This window comes from Desulfosediminicola sp. (genome assembly GCF_048381775.1).
In the GTDB taxonomy this organism is placed as follows: Bacteria; Desulfobacterota; Desulfobulbia; order Desulfobulbales; family Desulfocapsaceae; genus Desulfopila; species Desulfopila ganghwensis.
Genome location: NZ_JBLXGE010000001.1, coordinates 526,851 through 552,497, shown reverse-complemented (window position 1 = coordinate 552,497; position 25,647 = coordinate 526,851). Strand labels below are relative to the sequence as shown.

At 50.6% G+C, this 25,647-nt stretch carries 23 protein-coding genes; 13 read left to right on the top strand and 10 right to left on the bottom strand.

From position 1 onward, the window contains the following. Positions 1–373: 373 nt before the first annotated feature. Both ACN5NT_RS02400 and ACN5NT_RS02395 read left to right on the top strand, forming a co-directional pair. Positions 374–949, top strand: coding sequence for a glutamine amidotransferase-related protein (locus tag ACN5NT_RS02400; RefSeq protein ID WP_167495761.1), 576 nt, complete (start codon positions 374–376; stop codon positions 947–949). Between the two features lie 22 nt (positions 950–971). Next, positions 972–3,122, top strand: a complete 2,151-nt coding sequence (locus tag ACN5NT_RS02395) for an ATP-grasp domain-containing protein (protein ID WP_136797465.1) — start codon at positions 972–974, stop codon at positions 3,120–3,122. A 27-nt stretch (positions 3,123–3,149) separates the two neighbouring features. On the opposite strand, the gene ACN5NT_RS02390 is transcribed toward ACN5NT_RS02395, so the two are convergent. Beyond that, positions 3,150–3,929 carry a dimethylarginine dimethylaminohydrolase family protein gene (locus tag ACN5NT_RS02390; RefSeq protein ID WP_419174357.1) on the bottom strand — a complete coding sequence of 260 codons (780 nt, stop codon included), beginning with the start codon at positions 3,927–3,929 and terminating at the stop codon, positions 3,150–3,152. Between the two features lie 162 nt (positions 3,930–4,091). Continuing rightward, the gene (locus tag ACN5NT_RS02385; RefSeq protein WP_419174356.1) at positions 4,092–4,787 is read right to left on the bottom strand and encodes a thermonuclease family protein; all 696 of its coding nucleotides are present in this window, start codon (positions 4,785–4,787) and stop codon (positions 4,092–4,094) included. 305 nt (positions 4,788–5,092) lie between these two features. Between ACN5NT_RS02385 and ACN5NT_RS02380 the strand changes: the two genes are divergently transcribed. From ACN5NT_RS02380 to ACN5NT_RS02365, 4 genes are all read left to right on the top strand, one after another. Further along, a complete protein-coding gene (locus tag ACN5NT_RS02380; protein ID WP_136797468.1) occupies positions 5,093–5,548 on the top strand; it encodes a hypothetical protein in 456 nt (151 codons plus the stop codon). Between the two features lie 126 nt (positions 5,549–5,674). Further along, a complete protein-coding gene (locus ACN5NT_RS02375; protein WP_136797469.1) occupies positions 5,675–5,887 on the top strand; it encodes a hypothetical protein in 213 nt (70 codons plus the stop codon). Between the two features lie 179 nt (positions 5,888–6,066). After that, the gene (locus tag ACN5NT_RS02370) at positions 6,067–6,459 is read left to right on the top strand and encodes a hypothetical protein (protein ID WP_419174355.1); all 393 of its coding nucleotides are present in this window, start codon (positions 6,067–6,069) and stop codon (positions 6,457–6,459) included. A 291-nt stretch (positions 6,460–6,750) separates the two neighbouring features. Further along, positions 6,751–7,776, top strand: coding sequence for an alpha/beta hydrolase (locus tag ACN5NT_RS02365; RefSeq protein ID WP_419174354.1), 1,026 nt, complete (start codon positions 6,751–6,753; stop codon positions 7,774–7,776). A 40-nt stretch (positions 7,777–7,816) separates the two neighbouring features. Here ACN5NT_RS02365 and ACN5NT_RS02360 read toward each other — a convergent pair whose 3' ends face one another. Together ACN5NT_RS02360 and ACN5NT_RS02355 are read right to left on the bottom strand one after the other, a co-directional pair. After that, on the bottom strand, positions 7,817–8,200 hold the full coding sequence (locus tag ACN5NT_RS02360; RefSeq protein ID WP_419174353.1) for a hypothetical protein: 384 nt from the start codon (positions 8,198–8,200) through the stop codon (positions 7,817–7,819). Between the two features lie 36 nt (positions 8,201–8,236). Beyond that, positions 8,237–8,425 carry a hypothetical protein gene (locus ACN5NT_RS02355; RefSeq protein WP_419174352.1) on the bottom strand — a complete coding sequence of 63 codons (189 nt, stop codon included), beginning with the start codon at positions 8,423–8,425 and terminating at the stop codon, positions 8,237–8,239. Between the two features lie 435 nt (positions 8,426–8,860). Between ACN5NT_RS02355 and ACN5NT_RS02350 the strand changes: the two genes are divergently transcribed. The 6 genes from ACN5NT_RS02350 (at position 8,861) to ACN5NT_RS02325 (ending at position 17,186) form a co-directional block, all read left to right on the top strand. Continuing rightward, on the top strand, positions 8,861–10,063 hold the full coding sequence (locus tag ACN5NT_RS02350) for an efflux RND transporter periplasmic adaptor subunit (RefSeq protein ID WP_419174351.1): 1,203 nt from the start codon (positions 8,861–8,863) through the stop codon (positions 10,061–10,063). Between the two features lie 12 nt (positions 10,064–10,075). After that, entirely contained in the window at positions 10,076–13,249 is a 3,174-nt protein-coding gene (locus tag ACN5NT_RS02345) for an efflux RND transporter permease subunit (protein ID WP_419174350.1), read from the top strand. Further along, positions 13,242–14,672 (top strand): efflux transporter outer membrane subunit, encoded by a 1,431-nt coding sequence (locus ACN5NT_RS02340; protein ID WP_419174349.1) that lies wholly within the window; start codon positions 13,242–13,244, stop codon positions 14,670–14,672. The genes ACN5NT_RS02345 and ACN5NT_RS02340 overlap by 8 nt, the downstream gene beginning before the upstream one ends. 33 nt (positions 14,673–14,705) lie before the next feature. After that, positions 14,706–15,227, top strand: a complete 522-nt coding sequence (locus ACN5NT_RS02335) for a DUF3833 domain-containing protein (RefSeq protein WP_419174348.1) — start codon at positions 14,706–14,708, stop codon at positions 15,225–15,227. A 226-nt stretch (positions 15,228–15,453) separates the two neighbouring features. Then, on the top strand, positions 15,454–16,443 hold the full coding sequence (locus ACN5NT_RS02330) for an arsenic resistance protein (protein ID WP_419174347.1): 990 nt from the start codon (positions 15,454–15,456) through the stop codon (positions 16,441–16,443). 266 nt (positions 16,444–16,709) lie between these two features. Further along, positions 16,710–17,186, top strand: a complete 477-nt coding sequence (locus tag ACN5NT_RS02325) for a bacteriohemerythrin (protein ID WP_419174346.1) — start codon at positions 16,710–16,712, stop codon at positions 17,184–17,186. A 95-nt stretch (positions 17,187–17,281) separates the two neighbouring features. On the opposite strand, the gene ACN5NT_RS02320 is transcribed toward ACN5NT_RS02325, so the two are convergent. Together ACN5NT_RS02320 and ACN5NT_RS02315 are read right to left on the bottom strand one after the other, a co-directional pair. Further along, entirely contained in the window at positions 17,282–18,826 is a 1,545-nt protein-coding gene (locus tag ACN5NT_RS02320) for an AbgT family transporter (RefSeq protein ID WP_419174345.1), read from the bottom strand. Positions 18,827–19,374: 548 nt separating this feature from the next. Further along, on the bottom strand, positions 19,375–20,580 hold the full coding sequence (locus tag ACN5NT_RS02315; RefSeq protein WP_419174344.1) for an NAD-dependent epimerase/dehydratase family protein: 1,206 nt from the start codon (positions 20,578–20,580) through the stop codon (positions 19,375–19,377). 284 nt (positions 20,581–20,864) lie between these two features. Here ACN5NT_RS02315 and ACN5NT_RS02310 point away from each other — a divergent pair, with 284 nt between their 5' ends. Next, entirely contained in the window at positions 20,865–21,497 is a 633-nt protein-coding gene (locus ACN5NT_RS02310; protein WP_419174343.1) for an MBL fold metallo-hydrolase, read from the top strand. A 391-nt stretch (positions 21,498–21,888) separates the two neighbouring features. On the opposite strand, the gene eda is transcribed toward ACN5NT_RS02310, so the two are convergent. From eda to ACN5NT_RS02290, 4 genes are all read right to left on the bottom strand, one after another. Beyond that, positions 21,889–22,542, bottom strand: coding sequence for a bifunctional 4-hydroxy-2-oxoglutarate aldolase/2-dehydro-3-deoxy-phosphogluconate aldolase (eda, locus tag ACN5NT_RS02305; protein ID WP_419174342.1), 654 nt, complete (start codon positions 22,540–22,542; stop codon positions 21,889–21,891). Then, positions 22,539–23,375: a 5-dehydro-4-deoxy-D-glucuronate isomerase gene (gene kduI, locus ACN5NT_RS02300; RefSeq protein WP_419174341.1), complete on the bottom strand. Its 837-nt coding sequence runs from the start codon at positions 23,373–23,375 to the stop codon at positions 22,539–22,541. The genes eda and kduI overlap by 4 nt, the downstream gene beginning before the upstream one ends. A 109-nt stretch (positions 23,376–23,484) precedes the next feature. Further along, a complete protein-coding gene (locus ACN5NT_RS02295; RefSeq protein ID WP_419174340.1) occupies positions 23,485–24,504 on the bottom strand; it encodes an alcohol dehydrogenase catalytic domain-containing protein in 1,020 nt (339 codons plus the stop codon). 64 nt (positions 24,505–24,568) lie between these two features. After that, positions 24,569–25,543 carry a Gfo/Idh/MocA family protein gene (locus ACN5NT_RS02290; RefSeq protein ID WP_419174339.1) on the bottom strand — a complete coding sequence of 325 codons (975 nt, stop codon included), beginning with the start codon at positions 25,541–25,543 and terminating at the stop codon, positions 24,569–24,571. Positions 25,544–25,647: the final 104 nt, after the last annotated feature.

Sequence of the window (25,647 nt, the reverse complement as noted above, 5' to 3'; positions counted from 1 at the left end):
GGTAACAGACGATAGTGTGAAACTCCAAAAATAATTCTGATAATACCCCTTCAAGTCTACCATTTGCTAATTTTGCCTTTACCGTAAAACTGCTCCACCTAACCCGACTCCTTGCGATAAAATAGTATCATGAAACAGCAACAGTCAGTTGTGCCCCGGGAAAGGTCGCATAGGTGTTCTCAGGGTTGATAAAGTGGCTGATACGTCAATCAAAGATTGAGCACTCACTCTATCCCCTGTTATCGATACAACCCGTTCCCGTTGGTATTTCTGTTCCTTGATTGGTCGCTGCAAACCTCCTTGCATCAGGCCGGAGAACTGCTCTTAAGCATTTGCATCCGACAGTCAGACATCAGCAATGAAGGGAAATGAAATGATCCTCATAATCGACAACCAGTCAAGCTTCATTAAGAAATTCAAACGACAGTATCTCTCTGAACAAGACTTTGACTATGTGTTTTTTGATCATAATCAACCCATAACGCTTTCTGCGAAAACCGAGATCGATGGGATCATTCTCTCAGGTGGCAAAGGCAATCCATACGAACCCCTGAACCTCACCACCAATTTTGTGGCCCTTATGAACTTTGACGTACCAACAATCGGCTTTTGCCTGGGCCATGAGATAATCGCGGCGGCATACCGGGGGCGAATAAAAAAGCTGGAAAAATACCTCCAGAAAAAGGAGACCATCCGAATCATCCACGACGACCCGATATTCGAAGGATTGGGCACAACAGAGATCAGTCTGATCAAAAGACACTCCTATCACGTCTCTGAGATCTCCCCGGATTTTATCGCCCTGGCTGAGTCAGACACGACTCCCAACGAAATAATTCGGCATAAGGAAAAACCCATTTACGGTTTCCAATCTCACCCGGAAGTTTCAGGAGTACCTGGCCTCCGCATGGTGAGGAATTTTCTTAAGATGTGCGGGGTGCCTGCATAACCCTGGCGTTGGAGAAGAGCAAATGAAAGTAGCAATTATATACAATATGGACCTTACCGGCGTGCTGAATAAATTTGGCATGCAGAACAAGGAATTCTATTCCCAGAAAAATGTTAAAAACGTAGCTCACTGTCTTGAACTTGCCGGTCATGATACGGCGATCATAGACGGCAATATGTACGTTATAGAGCGACTGCAGAACTTTATGCCACGCACCATTAATGGCGAACAGATAGGGATGGTCTTCAATATGGCCTACGGCATTCAGGGCGAAAGCCGATACACCCATCTCCCTTCAATGCTTGAAATGCTTGGAATACCATATGTCGGATCGACTCCATCAGGCCATGCGCTCGCGCTTGACAAAGTAATAACCAAGGTGGTTTGGCAAAACAAAGGACTCCCCACACCCGATTTCTGGGTTTTTAGTTCATCCAGCGAAGTTCTATCCGACGTCAGATATCCAGTAATTGTAAAACCCAAAATGGAGAGCGTCTCATTCGGCCTGAAAGTCGTCTATGATGAAAACGCATTACGGGAATCCATACATTTTATTGTCACCGAATACCAGCAACAGGCCCTCGTGGAGCAGTTTATACCTGGCAGGGAGTTTGCTGTTGGCTTGCTGGGAAATTCACCCGCCGAGGCATTCCCTGTTCTGGAGTTTGACCTTGAGGGAGACCCGGACGCGATCCAGACTGAAGATGACAAAAAGAGAAAGCCGCGGCGCAAAATCTGTCCGGCAGAGATCCCGCAGGAATTCGCCGACAAGCTTACCGACTTCAGCTGTCGCGCCTTTCACGCCCTTGAATTGAGAGACTTTGCACGGGTGGATATCCGTGTAGATGCCAGCGGCAACATCTATCTGCTTGAGATCAACTCAATGGCGAGTCTCGGCCAAGGCGGCTCATATGTGGCAGCCGCGAAAGTTGCTGGTTACGACTATTGTTCACTGGTGAATAAAATGCTCGACGTCGCAACTGTGCGCTACTTCTCCGCCCCGCTTCTTTCTTCCCTGCCCAATGAGAAAACCAGAAAATCACCCCTGGCAAGCCGCCTGCGCACCTTCTTGCGGGGTCGCCAGCAAAACACCGAGGAAATGCTTGAAAAGCTCATAGATACAAACACATATTCACGGAACACCGAAGGCGTCAACAAGTGCACGGAATTTCTGAAAAGTCATCTTGCGCAACTGAATTTCACCAGTGAGATTTACCCTCAATTTGAAGTCGGCAATCTTATGTATCTGACGAACTCCATGGGGGATGACCTTGACTATCTGCTCCTCATGCCTGTCGATGACTCGGTGCCAATGGAACGTCATGAAAGTTATCGGGCCACTGAACACCGACTCTATGGCACCGGCATCTGGGAGAATAAAGGAGGTATTGTTACCTGTCTCTCGGCGCTGCAGGCTCTCCGCTTTATCAAGTCGTTAAAGAAAATTAAAATAGGTATTTTAGTAATTACAGACTCTTCTGCGTCCGGCAGGTTTTCCAAAAACCTCATTGCCCAGAAAGCCTTGAAAGCACGTCATGTCATCGGCCTGCATGGGGGAAGCACCGATGGCAGCGTCATAACCAGCCGATCTGGGTCGGCATCATACCACTACAGTTCGAGGCTGATTGATTCAAGTTGCTCTGAAAATGTTGCTTTAGCTTCTAAACAGTTCTTTGGGACCATCAGTTCAATACTTGATCTCAGAGACAGTGAACAAGAGAATGTGATTGCCCCTTACCGTGCCAATTTTCATTCCAATATCTTCAAGATAACCGCATACGGCTCAGCCAAAATCAGCGTCAGGTTCAATACTGTCGAGAACTTCGAAAAAATCGATCAGCGTATACGAAAAATTACAACATTACCAAGGAAGCTCACAAAGATTTTACAGAGTCAACTTGAAGGTGGAATGAACCGTCAACCACTATCCGCCAGTGACCAGAGCAAAGAACTACTCTCCCGCTTATCGAGGATTTCTAAAAGTATCGACAGCACGATCATCGAAGAGCACCGCTGGAACTCCGCGGATATCTGTAATATCCCCATAGATATCCCCCGAATAGACGGACTCGGCCCCATGGGTGGGTTCAATGGTCTGAAATCTGAATTTATTTTACGGCGAAGCGTGATAGACAGAGCGCTGCTACTGACATTGCTGCTAAACGGGAATTAAGGGCATCCTGCAGGGGGCCAAATCAGCTCACACTGCAAGAAACGGTACACTCATACAGGTAAGCCCCGCCTCGGCCTTTACAAACTCAGATATATCCGTAGTAACCAGACTATACCCGCCAGAGCCAACCAGATCGATAGTTTGCGGAAAGGCCTCATTCATACACAGTGTGTCACAGCCATTACCACTCAGACGCAACACGTTAGCCCCAAACGGTTCCCCGGGCAACGTATTGATATGTTTAAACTCAGCAAAAGCGCTGCTGTCAACCCAGGCAGGGTTGATGATAATTGTCGACTCGTCCAGGGCGGTGCAACCAGTTTTAAGATGCAGACAGCCAGACACTTTTACCGGGGTCACGCTATAACCATAACCAGCAATAATGTGCTCCAGGGCCCGGATACCTGCGATATTCGTTCGGGGCGATTCGCCGACAAATACCCGTTTACCGATCTTCAGCACATCTCCACCCTCTATCCTGGCGGGCAGATTAATTTCCTCAACCCGTCGATGGCGGCTGAAAAATTCTTTCAGGGTGGCCCGTTCCTTGCGGCGTGACTCAACCCCCATGGAAGTGAGAACTGCAACCTCATCAAAAACGATAACCGGATCCTCCACAAAGACACTGTCCGGAAGCACGCTGTTTTCCTCTAATATTATTACGCGAACCCCACAGCGCTCAAGCATCTTGCAATAGTTGCGGTGTTGAAGCACTGCCTGTTCATAATCGATACGTTCACTTTCGACAAAAGTCAGCTCACAATCCTGCAGGGCGGGTGATGGAACATGGGTCACAGCTGATAACATAATCCCTCTCATATAAAGTCAAAAAAACATTTCTAGCCGATTCAGTTACAAACACGTGAGGTGAAATTCTCATCGGTTCATGCTGGAGCGGCGTATTCAGCATACATCCGAAAAATACAGAGTCTTTCTCTATTTAAACACCATAACCCTGTGCCATCCCGGTCAGGGCGAGCATATCTTACAGGGTTTGTAGCCCTTATTCTTCGCCTGATTACGATCAGTAAAACTCTCCAGGCAATTCTTGCAGTCATAATGTTTACAATCCGAACCATGAAATACCCGGCTGTTCACATTGCCGCTATAACTTCGGTTTGCCTCACCTTTGCTTACAACACGGTTGAAAAATTTGGAAACACCAGGTTTTCCATCCCGTTTATTTCTGCGCCAGTCCCAGGGCGCGACCGCGGTATCATCGTTCCAGAGACCGATTTTTTCATTTCTGGCTTTTTCTTCCAGCCTGCGCCAATCCCGGCAAAAAGGCTCTTTGCAATACCTTCCGTATTTCCAGGCATAACCCTGTTCTATGAGACGCTGATTGACATTCACCCCGTCAACCATCACCACACCGACAACACGCCCATACCGATCCTTATCATACTTGATCACTTCGGCCTTTTTACCGGCAGTCAGTCGGGCGGCATAACGGGTTGCCTCCCGGCCAAACTCCTGGCCACTCTCCGGGCAATCAATCCCGTAAAGGCGAATTCTGTGTTTCTGGTTCAGCGAATCCCGGACGGTTATGGTATCACCATCAGCCACATGTGTGACCTTGCCGATAATTACACTCGCATATGAGAAGGGAATGACAAAAAGACAAAGAATGAGAACAGGAACGACGATAGAGGAAATTCGTTTCATAACAATGGCTATATTTCGATCTGACCTAACAAATAACGCACCTGTACAATACTTGGCCGCCAGCTTCGAAAAAACGCCTGTTTTTCTTCCTATACGGACAACGTCGGGTACTGCAGGGCACAACTCATAACATTCATTTCCAACCTGGGTTTCTCAGCCCCACCATCGCCATGGAACTCTCAAAAAAGCGAACAGACTGGTAATACAGGATATTTTTTGAGTTATATACGTTTTTGGCTCGCTATTCAATCTCTATTACCTGTCGCTTCGGGTCATCCTTCCACAACCGGGATAAAGAGAATTACATGACAAATACAGAGGCAGGAAGATTATATCTTCAACGTTCAGCCCACCTTCTGTTCTTCATCTGCTGTCTGTCGCAAATTATCCAGTCTTGCCGGCTCGAAGCATCAGATACCCTCAATAGCAGGATAGACAGTGCGATTCAACTCCCACGCACCGGCAGAACTGATGAAGCCATTCAACAGCTACAGGAATTCAAAACCGAGTATCCGGAAAACATCGTTCTGCGAATCGACCTCTCCCTGTTAGTTATGAGAAACAACCAATATCAGGTGGCACTGGATACCATCAAGCCACTCGGTGACACCCGCTTCTTCCCTGATGTGACAAGGCTGGCAATGAAGCTGCTTCGGCGCCAACCCGATTCTTTAGATGCCTATGAATCAGCGGTTCTTAGTAACGCCTATGCAAATAGCAGTAGAGAGGCGAGCCAAATCTCAGCGAAGATGATTCCATGACATCTCTTGGTGCAAACATTTTCCATATGGGGATGTTGATTCGTCCCCACGAACAGCTATAATAACGTGACAGGATGTGCTTTTTAAATTGCCTCTGCCAAATTCATCACTTCAAGGAGTGTTCCCATGTCAGAGCAAAAACTGCCCAAGTCTGAACATGACGATATTCTGGACAATATCCCTGATGCTGCCGGAGAGGATGAATTTCTTTTTGGCGACAAAAGGCCGCCCGACCATGACCCTGGTGGGAAATCAGGTTGTCTTGCCACTCTGTTGATACTTCTTTTGCCAGTCGCTGTCACAGCGGGCAGCTATTGGTATTTGACGGCACATGTATAACAATCCATTTCAAGCCTGGAGACCATACTATTTAAACGTCATCAATCTACCGCGGCTTCACGCCCGGCAGTTCTCCCGCTTCAGTTCAACTTTATTTTCAAGTATGCTGAACTAAGTTCAGCATCTTTTCCAGTTACGACACAGGCTGTCTAAAATGACCATAGTTATTGGGGATTACTATGTCTTCCTTCCGCTTACTGCTGATCGCTTTTCTTCTATTGTCAGCCCCTGTTACCCTGGCAGCAGAGGTTGATGAAGTCAGCAAACCCGATCTGACCATGCCGGCCATAACACTCTTTCAAACTCAACTCAGCGTCAGATGCCTGCGAAATACAAAAAACAGTGACGACTATCAACTCTGCATCCAACGTTCCAACAAATCGATGCAGGATGCCATCCACCATATCGCCACCATTACAGGACTTGGAGCCAGCCCTGACGACCAACAGGCAAAACAGCTTCAATCCTGCGTAATACAGGCAGACATCGCCACGAAAAATGCTCCAAAAAAAGAGAGGGAACCCATTTACTGGCAAACACTTACCAACTGCATTAAAGGAGTGGAAGAATAGCTGTAGCGAGTATCCCCATTCTGGGAGCCTGCCGGACTCTTGCGATTTTCACTCAAATCGAGGCATCGAAGGAAAATTGAGCGGAGCCGTATCACTCAAGATACTTCCCGCTTCATTCCACACTTTATTGCCGATTAGATTTCACCAGCCAGTCCTGCCCTCCCTGGGATTAACGTTTCACATAATTCGCCATTACCTTGCAATGCCTGTATCTTTTAGGACATAATTCTAGCTGTAAACCCTCCCCTGTATTCTATTCTAAGTGTATGCCCGCAAGCGTCTGGAGACATGATGGCCACAATCATTTCCTGCGTGTTGAGAAACCTGTTGCTCCCCACCTTGAGTTGCCTGATCCTCTCTGGGTGCCTTGGCCCATACGTATACCAGGAACATATCAACGAATCTATGGCCCCGCCCAGGTTCCTTATGGGTCAAGCTATCATGCCGGACGGGTACCTGCTGCCTGTTGCTGTTCAAAGCGGCAGCTCCCCCCCGGCAGCCATCGTTCTTGCTCTACATGGCTTCAATGACTACAGAAACGCCTTTCATGACATTGGCAATTACCTCGTAAGCAGAAATATCAGTCTTATTGCCTATGACCAACGAGGATTCGGCGAAACTGAAGGGCGTGGCTACTGGCATGGTACGGACTCCATGGTACAGGATCTGTTGAACATGGTTAATCTGATCAAGACCAGATACCCTGATATTCCTCTCTACATCCTGGGGGAAAGCATGGGTGGAGCTGTCACTCTGGTGGCAGCTAAAGCACTGCGGCAGGAAGGTACGGTTCGCGGGATAATCCTGGTGGCACCCGCTATCTGGGCTTATAACACCATGCCCTGGTATCAGCGTTGCCCTCTGTGGTTTTTCGCCCATACCCTCCCCTGGTTCCACCTTTCCAATAAAGGGATGGACATCATGCCTTCCGATAATATCGAGATGCTGATCGCACTGGGAAGAGACCCGCTGGTCATCAAAGGGGCGCGGGCGGATGCGATATACGGCCTGACCCTGTTGATGTCCGATGCCCTTGAAGCCTCTGCACAGCTGGACGTGCCCGCCCTGATACTCTATGGAAAAAACGACGAAATTGTGCCGAAAAGCCCAACCTGTGAGATGCTCAGGGCTCTCCCGGCAGACAGCAGCTCGGAACACCATTTTATTCTATACGAAAACGGCTACCACATGCTTACCAGAGATCTGCAGGCCGGGCAGGTATATGACGACATAGAAAACTGGATACAAAAACATAACCATGGGGAGGACCAGGGCGGGAAAATTGCCCGGCAGGATATGGAGTTTCTGTGCGAATAACCACACTTATCCTGCTGAAAAACGCTTCAGCAGCCGCGCTTTAGCTGGCAGCACCGCCCAGACTATTCAGCAATTTCCCTACCAGGTTCCGTACCGACTCGCCTATGGCCCGAATCTGCTCAGCATCTGCATTATCGACATGAATACCGCAGGCTACTGCAACCACACAGTTTGTCGCTGAAGCAATCTGTTCGGCCACACCATAGGCAAGGCGGTCTTCCTTGTGGCCGCAAATGGTGATAACTGAAGTTGAAGCACGCGTTACCTCCGGGTCCGCCAGGCTTGGCCGGGGTTGTGCCAGGGCAACTGCACCGATATGCCCCTTATCACCACCATGTATTGATATATTGATATCTGTTCCAAGTCTGACTGCCTCAAGTGTAATCGGGATGCCATACTCTTCGGTTGCAAAAAGCAGTGCCATAGCCCCTCCTGTTCCATGGTTTATGCAATTATTGCTCTACCCAGCCGGTCGGTCACCAAACAGTGAATACACGTAGCACAAACCCTGCGCTCCGCTGCCACTCACTGCAGTTCCGCCCGTATCATCTACATCCCCGGCTTCACTGCAATCGTTCCACCTTCTTTTACCAGCCTCATGGAGAAAATCAAAGCCCGGCTCAAATCTCCCCCAATCCATCGTTTGCATTTCCCCCCCTTTTTAACGCATACTTCAAGAGGGAGAACCTCCTGTATTTTAAACTCTCCCACCTGTTTCACCTAACAGGGAAGCGACCTGTCCCCACTGAGTACAACAGACAAAAGTATTGATGATTTTCCGTTCAGACTGTGTTGAAACATCAACATTAAGCAGCCTTTGCATAACGTAGATGCGTCGTTGAAGTGCATGCTGCAACGACCCAGCCATATCAATGCAGAACTGCCAATCTGCTACCCCGGCCCTGAACAGGAAATCTATCAGACCGTATACCATGCAGCAAAATGACAGGGCATTACAAATCAGGCGCGTACAATATGGCAGATGTGGAGTGAAACAATGGATGACAAGGATTGCCCGCAATCTCACCCTCAACCTGCCTGACACAACATCTCACAAGAATCGATTCATCCCAGGAGCCATGCCATGATTGCGGAGAGAGAATTCTCCAAGCTTTTCCGGACAACCTCCAGCGTGTTTTTCACTGCCATAATCTCATTGGGGTTGCTGGGTTGTGAAAAGGAAGAACCCCCAGCCCCCACGCCGCCGGCAGAAGTGCATGCCATCACCCTCAAGCCCAAAACAGTGCCGGTAAGCGCCTCCTTTGTGGCCCAGATCGAGAGTGCCCACCAGGTCGATATTGTCGCCAGGGTCAACGGATTCTTAGAAAAAATACTCTACGAGGAAGGTGAAGTGGTCAAGGAGGGTCAGGACCTGTTCCTGATCGACCAGAAACCATTCCTCGCCCAGGTGGAATCGGCCAAGGGCGCTCTGGAAAACAATCAGGCTCAGTTATGGACTGCTGAGGTCAACCTGAAACGCATCCAGCCCCTTGTCGAGCTGGATGCAGCAAGCAAATCTGATCTGGACCAGGCGTTGGGCGCTGTTAAATCGGCCAGCGCCGACGTTCATCAGGCAGAGGCACAGCTGCTACAGGCAAATCTCAATCTCAGTTATACCGAGATCAAGTCCCCGGTGACCGGGGTGAGCGGTGAAGCCAAAGTGAGAGAAGGTGCCTATCTGAGTGTTGGTGCTGGAGGGTATTTAACCTATGTCGCCCTGCTTGATCCGATCTGGGTTAATTTCAGCATTTCCCAGAATCAGGTTGCCAAATTTAACACCGATGTTGATTCGGGTAAGATCATTCCTCCGCCCAACGATGAGTTCACCATTCAGCTCTTTCTCGGTGACGACAGCAAATATCCCCACACCGGCACACTTAACTTCATTGATCCCACATTTAATCCGGATACGGGGACATTCCTGATCAGGGCGGAACTGCCAAATCCGGACAGATTGTTGCGCCCGGGCATGTTCGTTACAGCGGAACTGCATGGGTCAAAGCGTGCCAACGCCCTGGTCGTTCCCCAGCGCGCAGTTCAGCAGACCTCCAACGGCCATGTGGTCTTTCTGGTAAATGAGGAGGGAGTCGCTGAGGTGCGACCAGTAATTGTTGGGCCATGGGCCGGTGATGACTGGATCATCGAAAGTGGCCTGGCAGAAGGTGAGGTAGTAATCACCGATGGCTTCATGCGACTCGCCCCCGGGATGCAGGTGAAAGTCATAGCCAGTGAGCCTCCTGCCTCTAAACCGGAAGCAGCTCCTGCTCCTGAAACCAAATCGGACTAGAAGAGGTCCTTTATGGCGAATTTTTTCATTGACCGGCCGGTTTTCGCCATGGTCATCTCCATCATCATCGTGCTGGGCGGTTTGGTCTCAATGAGTGCCACACCTATTGCCCAGTACCCTGAGATAGCGCCACCCACGGTGCAGGTTACCGCGACCTATCCCGGCGCCACCGCCGAGGTCATTGCCAACACTGTCGCGGCACCGCTGGAGTCGCAGATAAACGGCGTCGACAACATGAGCTATATGCTTTCCACCAGCTCATCCTCGGGCAACATGACCCTTACCGTGACCTTCGAGCCGGGAACCGACCCGGACCAGGCCCAGGTGGACGTGCAGAACAGAGTGAGCCAGGCAAATCCAACTCTGCCCGAAGTGGTAACCAAACAAGGCGTTATTGTCGAGACACGCTCCTCTGCCTTCATGATGGTTGTCGCTTTCTATGCAGAGGATGATCGCTACGATCAGACCTATCTCTCCAACTACACAAATCTCTACGTGCTGGAACAGGTCAAACGCATACAGGGTGCAAACCTCTCCAGTATGTTTCCGCTGCCCGATATTGCCATGCGGATCTGGCTGCGTCCTGATCGTCTGGCCCAGCTGGGGCTCACGGCCACGGATGTGCGCAACGCCATCCAGAGCCAGAACCAGGCCTTCGGCATTGGCCAGATTGCCCAGGCGCCTACGACCAAAGGTGTTCAACAGAGTTTCGTTGTCACCACCCAGGGAATGCTCACCGCCCCGGAAGAGTTTGATAACATAATCATCCGTACCGAATCAGAGGAATCGGCCATCGTCCACCTGCGAGATGTCGGCTACGCCGAACTCGGTTCGAGGGATTACTCTCTCGTCACCCAGTTCGAAGGGAAGAAGGCCGCAGGCATTATCGTTTATCAGCAGCCGGGTGCCAACGCCATCGCCACTTCCGAAAAAGTACGAACACTGCTGAAAGAACTCGCACCAGGGTTTCCGGATGGCATGGAGTACAAACTGGTTATCGACACCAGCACCTTTACCGAGGCCTCCATTGAAAAAGTGGTCCACACCTTTTTCGAGGCTGTTGTCCTGGTGGTACTGGTGGTATTGCTGTTTCTGCAGAGCGTGCGTGCCACCGTCATTCCGATCCTGGCGGTACCGATCTGCATAATCGGCACCTACACAGGTATCTACGCCCTCGGCTTTTCCACCAATATGCTCACCCTGTTCGGCATGATCCTGGCTATCGGCCTGGTGGTCGACGATGCGATCATCGTTGTGGAAGGTGTTGAGCATAACATGGAAGAGTACCAACTCTCGCCCAAGGAATCAGCCCGCAAGACTATGAAAGAACTCACAGGCGCGCTGGTTGCCATCGTGCTGGTGTTGGTCTCGGTTTTTTTGCCGGTCGCCTTTCTGGGTGGGCTTACAGGAACGCTCTACAAACAGTTCGCCATTACCATCGCCATCTCCATGGTGATCTCAGGGGTTGTCGCCATTACCCTGTCCCCCACACTCTGCACCCTGATCCTCAAAGATAAACACAAGGAGAAAAAAGGGTTCGCCAAATGGTTTAACGACACCTTCACCAAGATCACCAATCTGTACATTAATGGGGTGAAATTCCTCATTAACCATACGTTCATAGGTATTGCTCTTTTCTGCTGCGTTGTCGCGGCGACGGTCTTTTTATTTAAAACTCTGCCCAGCAGTTTTGTGCCGGAAGAGGATCAGGGCTATTTCTTTACCATCAATATCATGCCCGATGCGGCCAGCCAGGAGCGAACCACCCTGGTCTCCAACCGGGCGACTGAAATTCTCCGCGCCAATCCTGCGGTGGATTCGGTGTTCCAGGTCGACGGCTACAGCCTGATAGACAGCCAGAACAAGACCAACGCCTCGGCCATATTTCCGTCGCTGAAGCCCTATGAAGAGCGACAGACGGAGGAACTCAGTGCATTTACCGTCATTCACCAGCTGATGATGCAATTCACTCAGATAAAGGATAGCATTGTGGTACCGTTGAACCCACCGTCCATACCGGGCCTTGGTACCACTGGTGGCTTTGAGTTCTACATCCAGAATATGGGCAGCGGCAGCTCCCAGGATCTCGAAAGGGTAACCAAAGGTTTTATTGCCAAGGCCCATGGGCGAAAGGAGTTGACTGGCGTGGCCACAACGTTCTCCGCCTCCCAGCAGCAGCTCTTCTTTGATCTCGATCGTGATCATGCAGAACTGCTCGGTGTGCCCGTTTCCGATGTCTATGATACCCTGCAGTCCTACTTCGGTTCCTCATACGTCGCCCAGTATGTGCAATTCGGCAGGATCTGGCAGGTCATCATCCAGGCCGAACCTCAATATCGCGATGACCCGACTGATTTCGACCAGATCTACGTTCGCTCAAACAAGACCGGGGATATGATCCCCCTGTCTGCTTTGGCAACACTTCGCTACGTACCTGGCCCCGGATTGATGCCGCGCTTCAATGGCTTTCCTGCCGCTAAACTCACCGGTAGCCAGGCCCCCGGTTACAGTACCGGCCAAGCTATTTCAGCCATGGAGGCGCTTGCAGATGAAGTCCTGCCCGACGGTTACAGCTACTCATGGTCCGGGCAGGCGTTTGAAGAGAAAAAGGCCGGTGGCACCTCCGCCTCCGCCTTCGGGTTCGGCCTGATCATGGTTTTTCTCATCCTGGCAGCCCAGTATGAAAAATGGTCTCTGCCCATCGGTGTGATGATGGCCGTCCCCTTTGCCATCTGCGGCGCACTGCTGATTACCATGATACGTGGACTGGAAAATGACGTCTATTTCCAGGTTGGTCTGGTAACTCTGATCGGGCTCTCCGCCAAAAATGCAATTCTCATTATCGAATTTGCGGTCGATAACCTGCACTCCGGTATGAGTGTGGTCGATTCAGCTGTGGAAGCTGCCAGGCTGAGGCTTCGCCCAATCGTCATGACTTCCATGGCCTTCATTCTCGGTTGCGTACCGATGGCCATTGCCAGCGGGGCCGGTGCCAACAGCCTGCATGCAATAGGCACCGGCGTGATTGGAGGAATGCTCGCCTCAACGTTGGTGGCCTCATTCTTTGTGCCCATGTTTTTCGTGATTATCGAAAATGTTTCCGGGATGTTCAGTCGCAAAAAAAAGCGCCCTGAGCCAGCAACGACAACGGCAGCAAGCCCGGAAGGAGGTGCCCCCAATGCGTAACCTTCTCATTGCAGCTTTTCTGCTGACCATTTCCGCTGCCTGCACGGTCGGCCCTGATTATGAACGCCCCGAGGTATATACGCCTGCTGACTGGACAGTTTCCTATGAGGCAGCAACTGCACTGATAGATACAGCCTGGTGGCGACAATTCAATGATCCGGTACTGGATGATTTGATAGCGACCGCAATTACCAACAACCTCGACCTCAGGGCTGCGATGGCCAGGGTCGACCAGTTTCTCGGGCAACTGCGCACGACCCGCTCAGAGTTCTTCCCGCAGATAGGTTACTCGGGCAGCGCCTTCCGCCAGGATGACACAGATACCGGCCTGTCGCCGCCACGTGGTGAGTACAGTGACTATCAAGGCCTTATCAGCGCCAGCTGGGAACTTGATCTCTGGGGTCGCATACGCCGCTCAAACGAAGCAGCCAGGGCAGAGTTGCTGGCGAGTGAAGCAGGCCGTCGCAGCGTACTGCTCAGTCTGGTCACCAATGTCGCCAGCAACTATATCATCTTGCGCGGGCTCGACCGGCAACTTGAAATCTCTATTGAGACTGCTGATACTTACCGGGATTCACTCCGTATCTTTAATTATCGCCATACCTATGGCACTGTTTCACAGGTTGAAGTGAGTCAGGTTGAATCTGAGTACGAAGACGCCCTGCAAACCATACCCGAAATCGAATCACAGATAATTCAACAGCAGCATCTGCTCTCTGTTCTGCTCGGTCAGAATCCAGGCCCGATCTCCAGGGGTAACACCATCAGCCAGCTCACCGTTCCTGCTATTCCCGCAGGGCTTCCGGCAGAACTTCTTGAACAGCGACCGGATATCATTCAGGCAGAACAACAGCTGATTGCCGCCAATGCCCGTATCGGTGTCGCCAAATCGCTCTATTTCCCGACCATCTCTCTCACCGGAGCCTTTGGGCAATCAAGTATCGACTCGGATCGGCTCTTCGACAGCGATTCTGCCATCTGGCAAATTGGTGGCGATATACTCGGCCCTATTTTCACCTTTGGCGATATCGAAGGGCAGGTCATGACCAGCGAAGCTGCACAGCAGGAAGCGCTCTACAACTATCGGCAATCGATACTATCAGCTTTCCGGGAAGTGGAGGATGCCCTGATAGCCACCACCAAGGGGCGTGAGCGTCAGGAGGCCCAAGGTCGTCGCACCCGTACCCTGGAAACCTACTCACGGCTGGCCAAATATCAATACGATGCCGGAACCACCAGCTATCTCCAGGTTCTTGACGCCAACCGCAGTCTTTTCTCAAGCCAGCTCGATTACGTTCAGAACCAGACATCGACCCTGGTCAGCCTAATCGATGTCTACAGAGCACTGGGAGGCGGCTGGGTGAATGTCGCCGACGGCATGTTGCAGGATTCTGATCCTGTCGCAGACGCTGACCTGCCCTGACAGCCAAACTTAAAAAAAAGATGGATATGGATTATGAAATCACTCTACTCTCTGCTGATACTGGTTATACTCTCAAGCTGTTCCGGAATAGATCTGCAACAGTATGAAAGCAACACACCGCAACTCGATCTTTTTGAGTATTTCACTGGGCCAACAACCGGTTACGGGATCGTCCAGAACAGAAGTGGAGAGCTAACCCGCCAATTCACCGTTGACATCGCAGGAGAAGTTAACGATCGGGGTGAGCTGGTCCTGACAGAAGACTTTGACTGGAGTGACGGTGAAAAATCCCAGCGGATCTGGATTCTCACCCAGGCAGATCAGCACAGCTATTCGGGGACAGCCGAAGACGTCATCGGCCGTGCTGATGGAATAGTGTACGGCAATGTGTTGAACTGGCAATATGTTGTAAACCTGACTGTCGATGACTCCACCTGGAAAATTCACTTTGATGACTGGATGTTCCTGGTAAGCGAGCAACTGCTGATCAACAAGGCGATACTTACTAAATTTGGCTTTAAGGTTGGAGAGGTCACCATAGTCTTTCAGAAATAGCTTTACCCCGTCAAGAAGCACCCCATCACAACACAACCTTTCTGAAATCCCTCTTTTTCACTCCTGCCGCTCTGAGCACAAGGAAACTATCCTCATATATTTTCAATAACTAAAGCTTTTTATTAAATTCTTCAAGTAACATATTGACATCAGCCCCGCAAATGAGCAAACTGGGCATATGCACAACTAAACATTCAATACCGTCTATCTTTCTGTGGAGGGAAATATGTGGAAGCTGCTGGTCAGAATGAATAAAAATCTGGTGTACGCGATCCCGGCAATGATGCTTGCCGGCCTTGCCTTCGGTGTTCTCATGAATCAAAACCTCATCAGCCAGCTGAAGGCATTGATCCTCCCGCTCACCATCCTGATGGTCTACCCGATGATGGTCACCCTGAACATCGACAACCTTAAAAAAGGCCTTGAGCCCCGTCTGCAAGGGAGCGCTATTCTGATCAACTTCGCAGTTATCCCTTTCATTGCCTATGCTCTCGGCAAAGCGTTTTTCCCAACCGAACCTTACATGGCACTTGGTCTCCTGCTTGCTTCATTGCTCCCCACCAGCGGCATGACTATCTCCTGGACCGGATTCGCTAAAGGCAATATGGGAGCAGCCATCAATATGACAGTGATCGGCCTTACCATTGGCTCCCTGGCGACACCCTTTTATGTCAACTGGTTGCTCGGTTCCACAGTTGAAGTTGAATTCGGCAAAGTAATCAGACAGATAATCTTCATCGTCTTCCTGCCTATGGGACTCGGCTATCTCACCCGGAAGATGCTGCTCAAAAAATTCCCGATGCCGGAATTCAAAAAACGGATCACCCCACGCTTTCCAGCTCTTTCCACTATTGGCGTGCTCGGAATAGTGTTCGTAGCGATGGCTCTCAAAGCCAAAACCATAGTAGCTGCACCCGGTCCGTTATTATTTATCTTTTTGCCTCTTTTAATGCTTTATCTGGTTAATTTTCTGCTTTCGACCCTGATCGGCAAAGCGTTCTTTTCAAGAGGGGACGGCATCGCCCTGGTATATGGCACAGTAATGCGTAACCTCTCAATAGCCCTGGCCATAGCAATCAACGCCTTCGGTGAAGCGGGCGCCAATGCGGCACTGGTCATTGCACTGACCTATATCATCCAGGTCCAGTCCGCTGCCTGGTATGTACGATTCACAGATACGTTCTTTGGTCCCTTGCCTGCCCACCAGGAATCATAACACCCGGGGCTGGTGGCAACCCTGCTTCCAGCCCAGAAAATCCGCACGTTTTCATGTTCTGCCATGTCGGGCCTCAGCGCTTTCCCCGGCATATGCCCGCGTATTCGGTAAAGCTCCTTTCAGCCGGTCTGCCCTTACCAACTTTCCTGTACTGCAGCACCGATAGATGTTGACTTTTCCTCCATCGGCTGATTATTAATATCACGTTAAATATATGAAATTAATTATTATTCACCATGTAAACTTTAGAAAAACAGCATAGCATTATGGAACTACTCGAGTGGAAAAAATCCTACGATACCGGCATTGAGGAGATAGACAACCAACACAGACAATTGCTCGAATTCCTAAACGAACTCGGCAAAGAAACAGCATCCGGCGATAACCGGAAGACAGCTGAAATCCTTGAGGGATTAAGCGAATACACCGTATCTCACTTTGCTTTTGAGGAAGCGTTAATGGAAGAGGCCGGTTACCCCTACAGCGGCCCCCATAAACACGTTCACAAGACGCTGATTCAGCGGGTCACAGCATTCAAAGAGAAGTTAGCTGCGGGCGAAGCAATTTCTGAAGAACTCCACTCTTTTTTGCGGAGATGGCTGATAAACCATATTCAGCGTGACGATAAAGCCTATGTTGCCTCGGTCAGCGCCCATTTTAAACTTGAAGACGAAGCACCGGCAGAGGAAAAAGAAGAAAATCATGGCTGGATAGCCAGAATGACCAGGAAGTTTTTCGGGTAAAGCTCGTTTTTCAAGGAGTTATCATTCAGGAGAATACAGAGAACTGCATCCTCCTGAATGAACAGCTGAAAATTCGGTCCGTTACGTAGTCTCAACTACATTGCCGGATAAACGTAACTGGACTGCAGACCAAGCGGAATGCCCAGCCCCCAGTACGCCAGCATAAACAGCGTCCAGGCAATCAGAATAGTTATCGAATACGGAAGCATCAGAGACAGCAGGGTACCAATTCCCGCGTTTTTCACATAGCGCTGGCAATATACCACAACCAGGGGGAAGTACGGCATCAGCGGCGTGATGATGTTGGAGCCCGAATCACCTACCCTGTAAGCAGCCTGGGTGAGATCCGGCGAAATGCCGAGCTGCATCAGCATGGGCACAAAGATTGGCCCGAGCAGTGCCCACTTGGCTGAGGCCGATCCCACAAACAGGTTGACGAAGGCGGTGAGGAAGATGATGCCAACGATGGTCACCATGCTTGGCAGGTTCATGGCCTTCAGCAAGGTCGCACCCTGAACAGCCAGCAAGGTTCCAAGATTAGACTTTGAGAAGGCATCAATGAACAGTGCACAGAAGAAAGCCATGACGATATAGTAGCTCATACCCTGCATGGCCTTGCTCATGGCATTGATCACATCCCTGCTGCAGCTGAAGGTTCCCGCCATGTACCCGTACACAGTACCCGGAATGATGAACAACAGAAAGATAAGCGGCACGATTGAACCCATGATAGGCGCTGCAAAACTTGCCAACTCACCATCAGGTGCACGCAGCGGCGAATTTCCAGGCACAAGCACCGCCACCAGCAATGCAATACCTGCCAGCATCACCAGGCTTGCAATTTTCAGCGCCCTGTTCTCGCGGTCATTGAGTGGATGAATCTGCGGGATCTCCTCCGGATCTCCATCAACTTTGGTATCTTTTAATTTCGGCTCAATCACCTTGTCTGTGAGATACCAGCCGATTGCCACGATCAACACACTGGAAACTGAAGTAAACAGCCAGTTGTTCAGGGGATTAACCTGAATAGCCGGATCAAGCAAGCGGGCGGAAGTCTGGGTAAATCCCTGCAGCAGAGGATCAATGGCAGACGGGACGAAGTTTGCGCTGAAACCACCACTCACACCTGCAAAAGCGGCGGCAATACCGGCCAGCGGATGACGCCCTACACCGTAGAAGACAATACCGGCCAGCGGAATCACCAGTACATAACCGGCATCTGTGGCGGTATGGCTCACGATGGCCACCAGGATCACACCAGGGGTGAGCAATTTAGCCGGAGTAATATCCAGCATGCGCTTGATACCCGCATTGATAAAGCCGGAATGCTCCGCAACACCAACACCGAGCATCGCCACCAGAACAACGCCAAGGGGCGCAAATCCAGTAAAAATGGTGACCATCCGGGAAAGGAAGTCAGCAAGAGCCGCACCGGTCAGCAGATTTTCCACACTGATAGCTGTATTGCTGCGCGGATCAAGAGCACCAAACTCCACGCTGGAAAGGAGCGCAGACATAACCCATACCGAAATCAGCGCCAGCAGGAATATGACGGCGGGGTCCGGCAGGCGATTACCAAGCACCTCTACTTTATTCAATATTTTTGTGATCCGTTTTTGATCAGATCCTCTTTCAACCATAGTTATATCCTGTTCATGTTTTTCAGAAACATCTCCTGATTACAGAAAGTTTCTGTTGTTATTCTGCCTCGAACTATTTGACAGGCCCGCCGGATGCGAGCACTTGAAGGGTTCACGTCAGAAATGAAATAACACAGTACAACGTGGGGGTTTCTACAAGAGATTGCACTTTGAATCAATAGGGATTTCGGGGGAGCTGCCGTGTCAGGTCTTTTCTCAACATCGACGGAATTGCGGAGACGTCCGGCAACTTCCTGCTAAGCAACTCCATTAGGCATTGGTTTGACAGGAAAAATTGCTACAACTCATTTTCAACCCGACCTGCCTGCCGCACCAATGCACCTGCCACACACTTGAACTGCCGTAATGGATTAATACGAATAGTATTTTGCGGAAATCATGTGAACAGACTTCGAAATTGGCCAAACGTGATAACCGACCTAGAATAATCATAATTCCAAAATATTGATCATGATAACTACAGCCTTACCCGTAGTTCCATACACCCGCCTGTAATTTTTTTTCGGCTGGGATAGAAATTACAGGGTTCAGCCATGGGCTTCCCCTGGTCTGGCATCACTGTTAGCCTGTTGTTCACTGCGCCACCCCACTTCGCCACCGACAGTTCGAACAGCACCCTGATGTGCTGCCCCCATAAGCGCTTCGGGATTGTGTTGAAAAGTTTCAATAAAATCCTTATCCAACTTCATTTCCTCGTTATAGGTGGAGATCAGATTCTGGTGACTCCAACGATCGATATAGTAAAGAATCATTTCCGGCAAACGGCTATAGATTGTCTCATCCGGGGCCGGATCAGCGAAACTCGAATTCTGCAGGCGGTCAGAGTTCAGGGTCTGGCTGACATAAAACTGTTTCAGAAAAACCAGCTCAGACGGCAGCTGCGCTTTAAGCCCAAACTTTCTCAGCAGCTTCAGCAGCACCCCCACACTCTTCTGGCCGCTTCTGGCCAACACGTATGGTACACAGATTTCTTTAGGTATATTGAGTTGCAGGTAGGACTTGATGGTCATTATCAGATCAACCAGCTCCACCGGGTCCTTATCCACAAAATTATAATCCCCCCCGGCAAACTCCCGGCGGTGATTTAGTGTATGATGGATGAAATAGGGAAGTTTCCGGCAATTTGAATACGAGTGGAGCACCCCTCTTTTGGTAAAAAGAACGGGCATCGATTCATCGGCCACAGAAAACAACATACGATGAATGCCCTGGATCTTGTGATCGTGATTACCATAAACCGCTGCCAGCCTGATGAGTGTATAGTCCAAGCCCTCCTGTCGGAAAAGATACTCAAGGGTCTTCTCCGCCATCAGCTTGGAGCGGGTGTAATTGCTCATCCCCGTTGTGAACTGCTTCTTGCGGTCCTCCCCAATGTCCATACCCAGTTCCAGCGTCGCCGCAGAACTGATATGAATATATGGGATCTGCAGCTTAATCGATGCTCTGGCAAGAGTGAGCGGACCAAGATAATTCACCTCATACGAGAGCTGTTCATCCGAGTTGATATTGGCAATTGCCGCATTAATTATAAAATCGGGTTTTTTCTCCTGCAGATAGTTATGAATATCTGCAGGTTCGCGTATTGAGAGCTTTTTGCTCGACGGCGCCAGCACATCGATGGGCTCCGGACACTTCGACTTGAAATAGTTGACAATGGTACCCCCGACCAGGCCCGAACCACCGATCACAACCCCCTGCCGAGATTCCTTCCCTGCTAACTTCCTGGTACCCATAACAATACCTCTGAATACTGGTACTCTCCTTTTGCGACCTCTATTTAATTATTTAATTAAAATAATTAATACACGGTTTGTCAAATTGTTACTCATACCAGCAGGCCACATCTTTCAGTTCCACCCTTGATTGGATTATACCCTAAAACTCACGCGGCCTGTCTTTTGGGCAAACATTTTCAGATACTCCAGCTTCTCAGCACAGCGTCCTTGACCTGTACCTCTCCCATCAAATAAAGTGAGCGTAGGGTTGAAAGAATTTAAAAATGCGCTGGAGGTGAACCATGATTTCGAAGATATTGGAGAGCATTACCTGGCTTGGACATGATGGCTTCATGATCAGGGATGACACCAGAACCATCGTTATAGATCCCTATCAGATATCAGGCGGGGAACCGGCCGATATCATCCTGATCACCCATGACCATTACGATCACTGCTCACCCGAAGACATCGCCAAAATCCAGGATGATAGCACGATAATTGTCACGGAGGCGGCATCCGCCAAAAAGCTCTCCGGCGACATCAGGGTAATGCAACCTGGAGATTCACTGGAATTGAACGGAGTAACTATAGAAGCTGTCCCCGCCTACAACATCAACAAGAAGTTTCACCCCAAAAAAAACAACTGGCTCGGTTTTGTGATCACGGTCGGGGGCTGCAGAATATATCATGCGGGCGATACCGACCTGATTGATGAGATGGCCGACCTCAAAAAAATCGACATCGCCCTGCTTCCCGTCTCCGGCACATATGTGATGACCGCTGAAGAGGCTGTAGCCGCAGCAATGTTGATAAAGCCTCAGGTGGCTATCCCCATGCACTATGATTCACTTGTGGGTACCAGGGACGACGCAGAACAATTCGCCGACAAACTCACCGGAGTTTGCGAAACGAAAATATTGAGCTGCGGCTGATTCAGACATAGCGACTGGAGGGGGCTGTTTTACGACACCCCTCCTTACCGAATGATGTACTGCCTTGTTTTCACCCGGCCATTGCTCCCGCCATGAACTTTATTGAAGATGGCCAATGGATTCCGGCTATTAACAAACAAAATGAGGTGTGCAAAATAAAGCCTGGTCAAGAGATTCAGGGGCAAACGTGCCTGGTAACCATGGAGCTGGCGCCCCTGGCGGGCGAAATGTGGCGTCACAGAACCTGTGCAGGATCATTGATATTGAAGTGGAACCAACTCTCTCCATCACCGAACTCCATAACAAGGCGCAGGTTCATGCTCTGCTTCAACTCAAAACGAGAGTCAACAACCGACTGCAGGTAGAGGTAATATTGACGACTTCCTTGTTTTTAGCGGCTGCCAATAGCTAAGAGAGCACGTTTGATTCTGTTTCGTATCTCCATCCAGGCACCCTGCCGCATGAGCTCTTCAGAGGCAAGCCAACTCCCGCCGCAGCAGAAAACAGAACTCAACTCCAGATATTCCAGAAGATTATCCATATTCACGCCTCCGGTAGGCATGAAATGCATGTCACCGTAAACCGCTGTCAGTGCCTTCAACATCTGGATCCCACCGGCGACTTCTGCCGGGAAGAATTTCACCGCATTGACTCCCATGCACCTGCACTGCAAAACTTCAGAAGCAGTTGCAGTTCCAGGACAAACTGGTATTTCCTGCTCAAGACAATGAGCCACCAGCTGCCTTTCGAATCCGGGAATAACAATCCCTTCAGCGCCGGCCTGACGTGCAATATCCACCTGCTCGGTGGTCAGCACTGTGCCGGCCATTATCGTCAGCTCACTGCATCGCTCTTTCATGGCCGCGATAGCCTCTGCAGCACAAGGCGTGCGAAAGGTCACCTCCGCCACAGGCAGTCCGCTTTCAACCAGAATTTCCGCCAGAGTGATTCCTGCCTGCACAGATGGCAAGCTGACCACAGGTACAATCCTGTAGTCAGTAAGCCTTGCTATCACTTTACTATTTTTTTCGGCAAAACTGCTCATCGCAAATCCTTCATATCGACAAAATCCATATCATCGAAGACCTGATTTTCACCTGCCATAGCCCAGATGAACGCATATGGCTTGGTGCCAACACCTGAGTGAATGGACCAGCTGGGGGAGATCACTGCCTGACTGTTGCGCATCACGATATGCCGGGTTTCAGATGGCTCACCCATCAGGTGGAAAACGACACTATCTTCATCCATCTCTATATAGAAATAGACCTCCATCCGCCGATCATGGGTGTGGGTCGGCATGGTGTTCCAGTTACTGCCCGGAGCAATGCGGGTAAGCCCCATGCTCAACTGGCAGGTCGGCAGCACATCCGGATGGAAGTATTTGTTGATGGTTCGCACATTACAACGTGCCTGCTCGCCAAGGTTTTCCACAACCGCCTCGGCAGCTTTGATATATTTTGCCGGATAACTGGTGTGGGCCGGAGTACAGGCCATATAAAAGCTGGCGTGCTCTGCAGCCGAGACCGAACTGAACTGAATGTCTTTCGTACCTGCGCCCAGATACAGCGCCTCCTGATTCTCGAGAACAAACTCTACCCCGTCAGCCAGAACAACCCCGGTACCACCGAGATTAATCAGCCCCATCTCACGCCTCTCCAACAGGAAATTTACCCCAATTTGCTTGCCGAGTTTCTGATCAAAGATCAACGGCTCAGCCGTCGGACAAATCCCCCCCACGATTATCCTGTCGATATGGCTGTAGGTGAGGGTAATCTCTCCGGGCACAAACACCTTTTCGATGAGGAAATGATCCCGCAGATCTTCAGTGTCCAGAGCCATAGCATGGTCCGGATGGATAGGATGTCGAACGTCCATTAAATTCTCCCAAAATTGCCGTGCCGGTACATTCCGGCAGGGCTTCGTAGCGTTATGGTTTCAGATTTTATGATGCAACGGCTCAGCATGGCAAAGCCCGTTCAATTCTTTAAAAAGCAATGACAGCCTTACAGAATCCCTCTGGCTGCCTGATAGCCATTTCAAATGCCTCAGCAGCCTCAGTAGCAGTGAAGCGATGGGTGAGGATTGCCTCCAATGGCAACTTTCCTTCGCCAATCAGCTCCAAAACCGTCGGGAACATGTTCGAATTCATGCGACTCCCCACGATGGTCAGCTCTTTTCTGAAAATTGCCAGCTCCGTGACGTTATTCTTCTGACCGTCCATGCCCAGCAAGACCACGCAACCGGTAGGTGCAGCGAGCTCAACGCACATATCAACTATGGTGGGATGACCCACCGCATCACAGGTCACATCCGCACCCGCGGCACCGGTAAAGGCCAGTATCTGTTCTTTCACATCGGGCGCCGCCGCATTGACCCCACCTTTTGCACCGAGCCTGACCGCATTTTTCAGCCGGTCCTCTTTCATATCAACCAGCACGCATTCCGCACCGCGCTCCATGGCCATGAACATGGTCGTGAGGCCGATGGGGCCCGCGCCGAAGATGACCATGGTCTGTCCCGCGCTGACATTTCCTCTCCAGACAGCCTGGGCGCCGATGGCAAAGGGTTCTATCCCCGCCGCCAGCACCAGGTCAGCCAAAGCGTCAGGCACGATATGGACATCCTGTGCCCGCACCTTGAACAGTTCCTGCATGGCACCTTCCACATGCACTCCGCGACACTTCACCTGAGCACAGGCATTGGCACGGCCATTATTGCATGGCGCACACTCACCACAGCCAAGAACCGGATCAATAGCCACCCGATCACCAACCTTGACGTTTTCCACCGCAGTACCAACTGCTGTAACCACACCTGAACACTCGTGGCCGACAATCACCGGCGGCTTTACAAACGGATGGGTATTGGTGTAGGTGTGGATGTCGGTACCGCAAATCGAGACCCCGGCGATCTGCACAATTACATCGTCCGCTCCGGTAATTACCGGCTCAGGTGCCTCTATCAGCGAAATTTCCCGTGTCCCCGAAATCTGAATAGCTTTCATTATAATTCGTTGTCTCTCTTGTTGTTCACTGCCGTAACCGAAATGCTCGCCCGGCACCAGTCTGTTACTTGCCGATATAGGTTTTCAACAATCCATCTATAAGATAGTTGGGCCGGCACGCGGTCTCTGCGTCGCCCCGCCTGTCTCCCGCCGCTATCCTGGTCAGCATCTCTTCGACAAATGGCTGATATATCGGGGTGGGAGTAATAAATTCATACTGCTCTATGGCACCGTTACAGCTCAGTTCCACCGGCTCATCGGTAAAGCATGAGAAGCTGATGGTTCCCTGCTCTCCATTAATCACGATCCGGTCGCACCAGCGATCAGCGTTGAAATTGAACAGGGCAGAGCCGATGATCCCATTTTCAAACATCATCGCCGCCCCGGTCACATCTTCGGCCTTGTAACAGCCACCCAGGTTGGCGGAAAAGCCTTGTATCTCTGTAATCGGTGACACTAGAAAGTCTAGGATATCGAGGACATGGCTGCCCATATCCATCAGGATTCCGCCACCACTGATATCCGGCTCAAAGCGCCAGGGGATCTGCCCTCCGTCCCGTACTTCGCCCGGGATCTGCTGGCATTGGGTCACCTGTACCGAGCTCAACGTGCCGATCCGACCTGAACCCAGCAGTTGCCTGATCTTCAGGAATTTTTCCATGCTCCGTCGGTAATAGGTCACAAAAACCGGTACCCCTGCTGCTTCAGCGGCGGCAATGATCTCATCGCACTCGGCACCGTTCATTGCCATGGGCTTTTCCAGGCAGAGAGGCTTGCCGGCCGCAATTACCTTCAGCGCCAGTTCCTTGTGGGTCACCGGCGGTGTAGCCACATAGACGGCATCAACCTGCTTATCGGCCAAAAGCGCTTCAAGCGTTTCATGAACCACAGGTACGTCATGCCGCGCAGCATAATCCACAGCCTTGCCATGAGTACGGTTATACACCGCATGCAACGTTGATCCTTTCGCCTGGTAAAAGGCAGGACCACTTTTTATTTCGGTCACATCGCCAGTGCCGATCATCCCCCAGGAAACCATCTGAACCTCCAATCAATACCGCAATACATCTCTCTGTTTGTGCCAGGAGTTCGTGACGCGGAGCTTGGCAGTTACTCCGCGTCACGGGACTCTCTTGCACAACA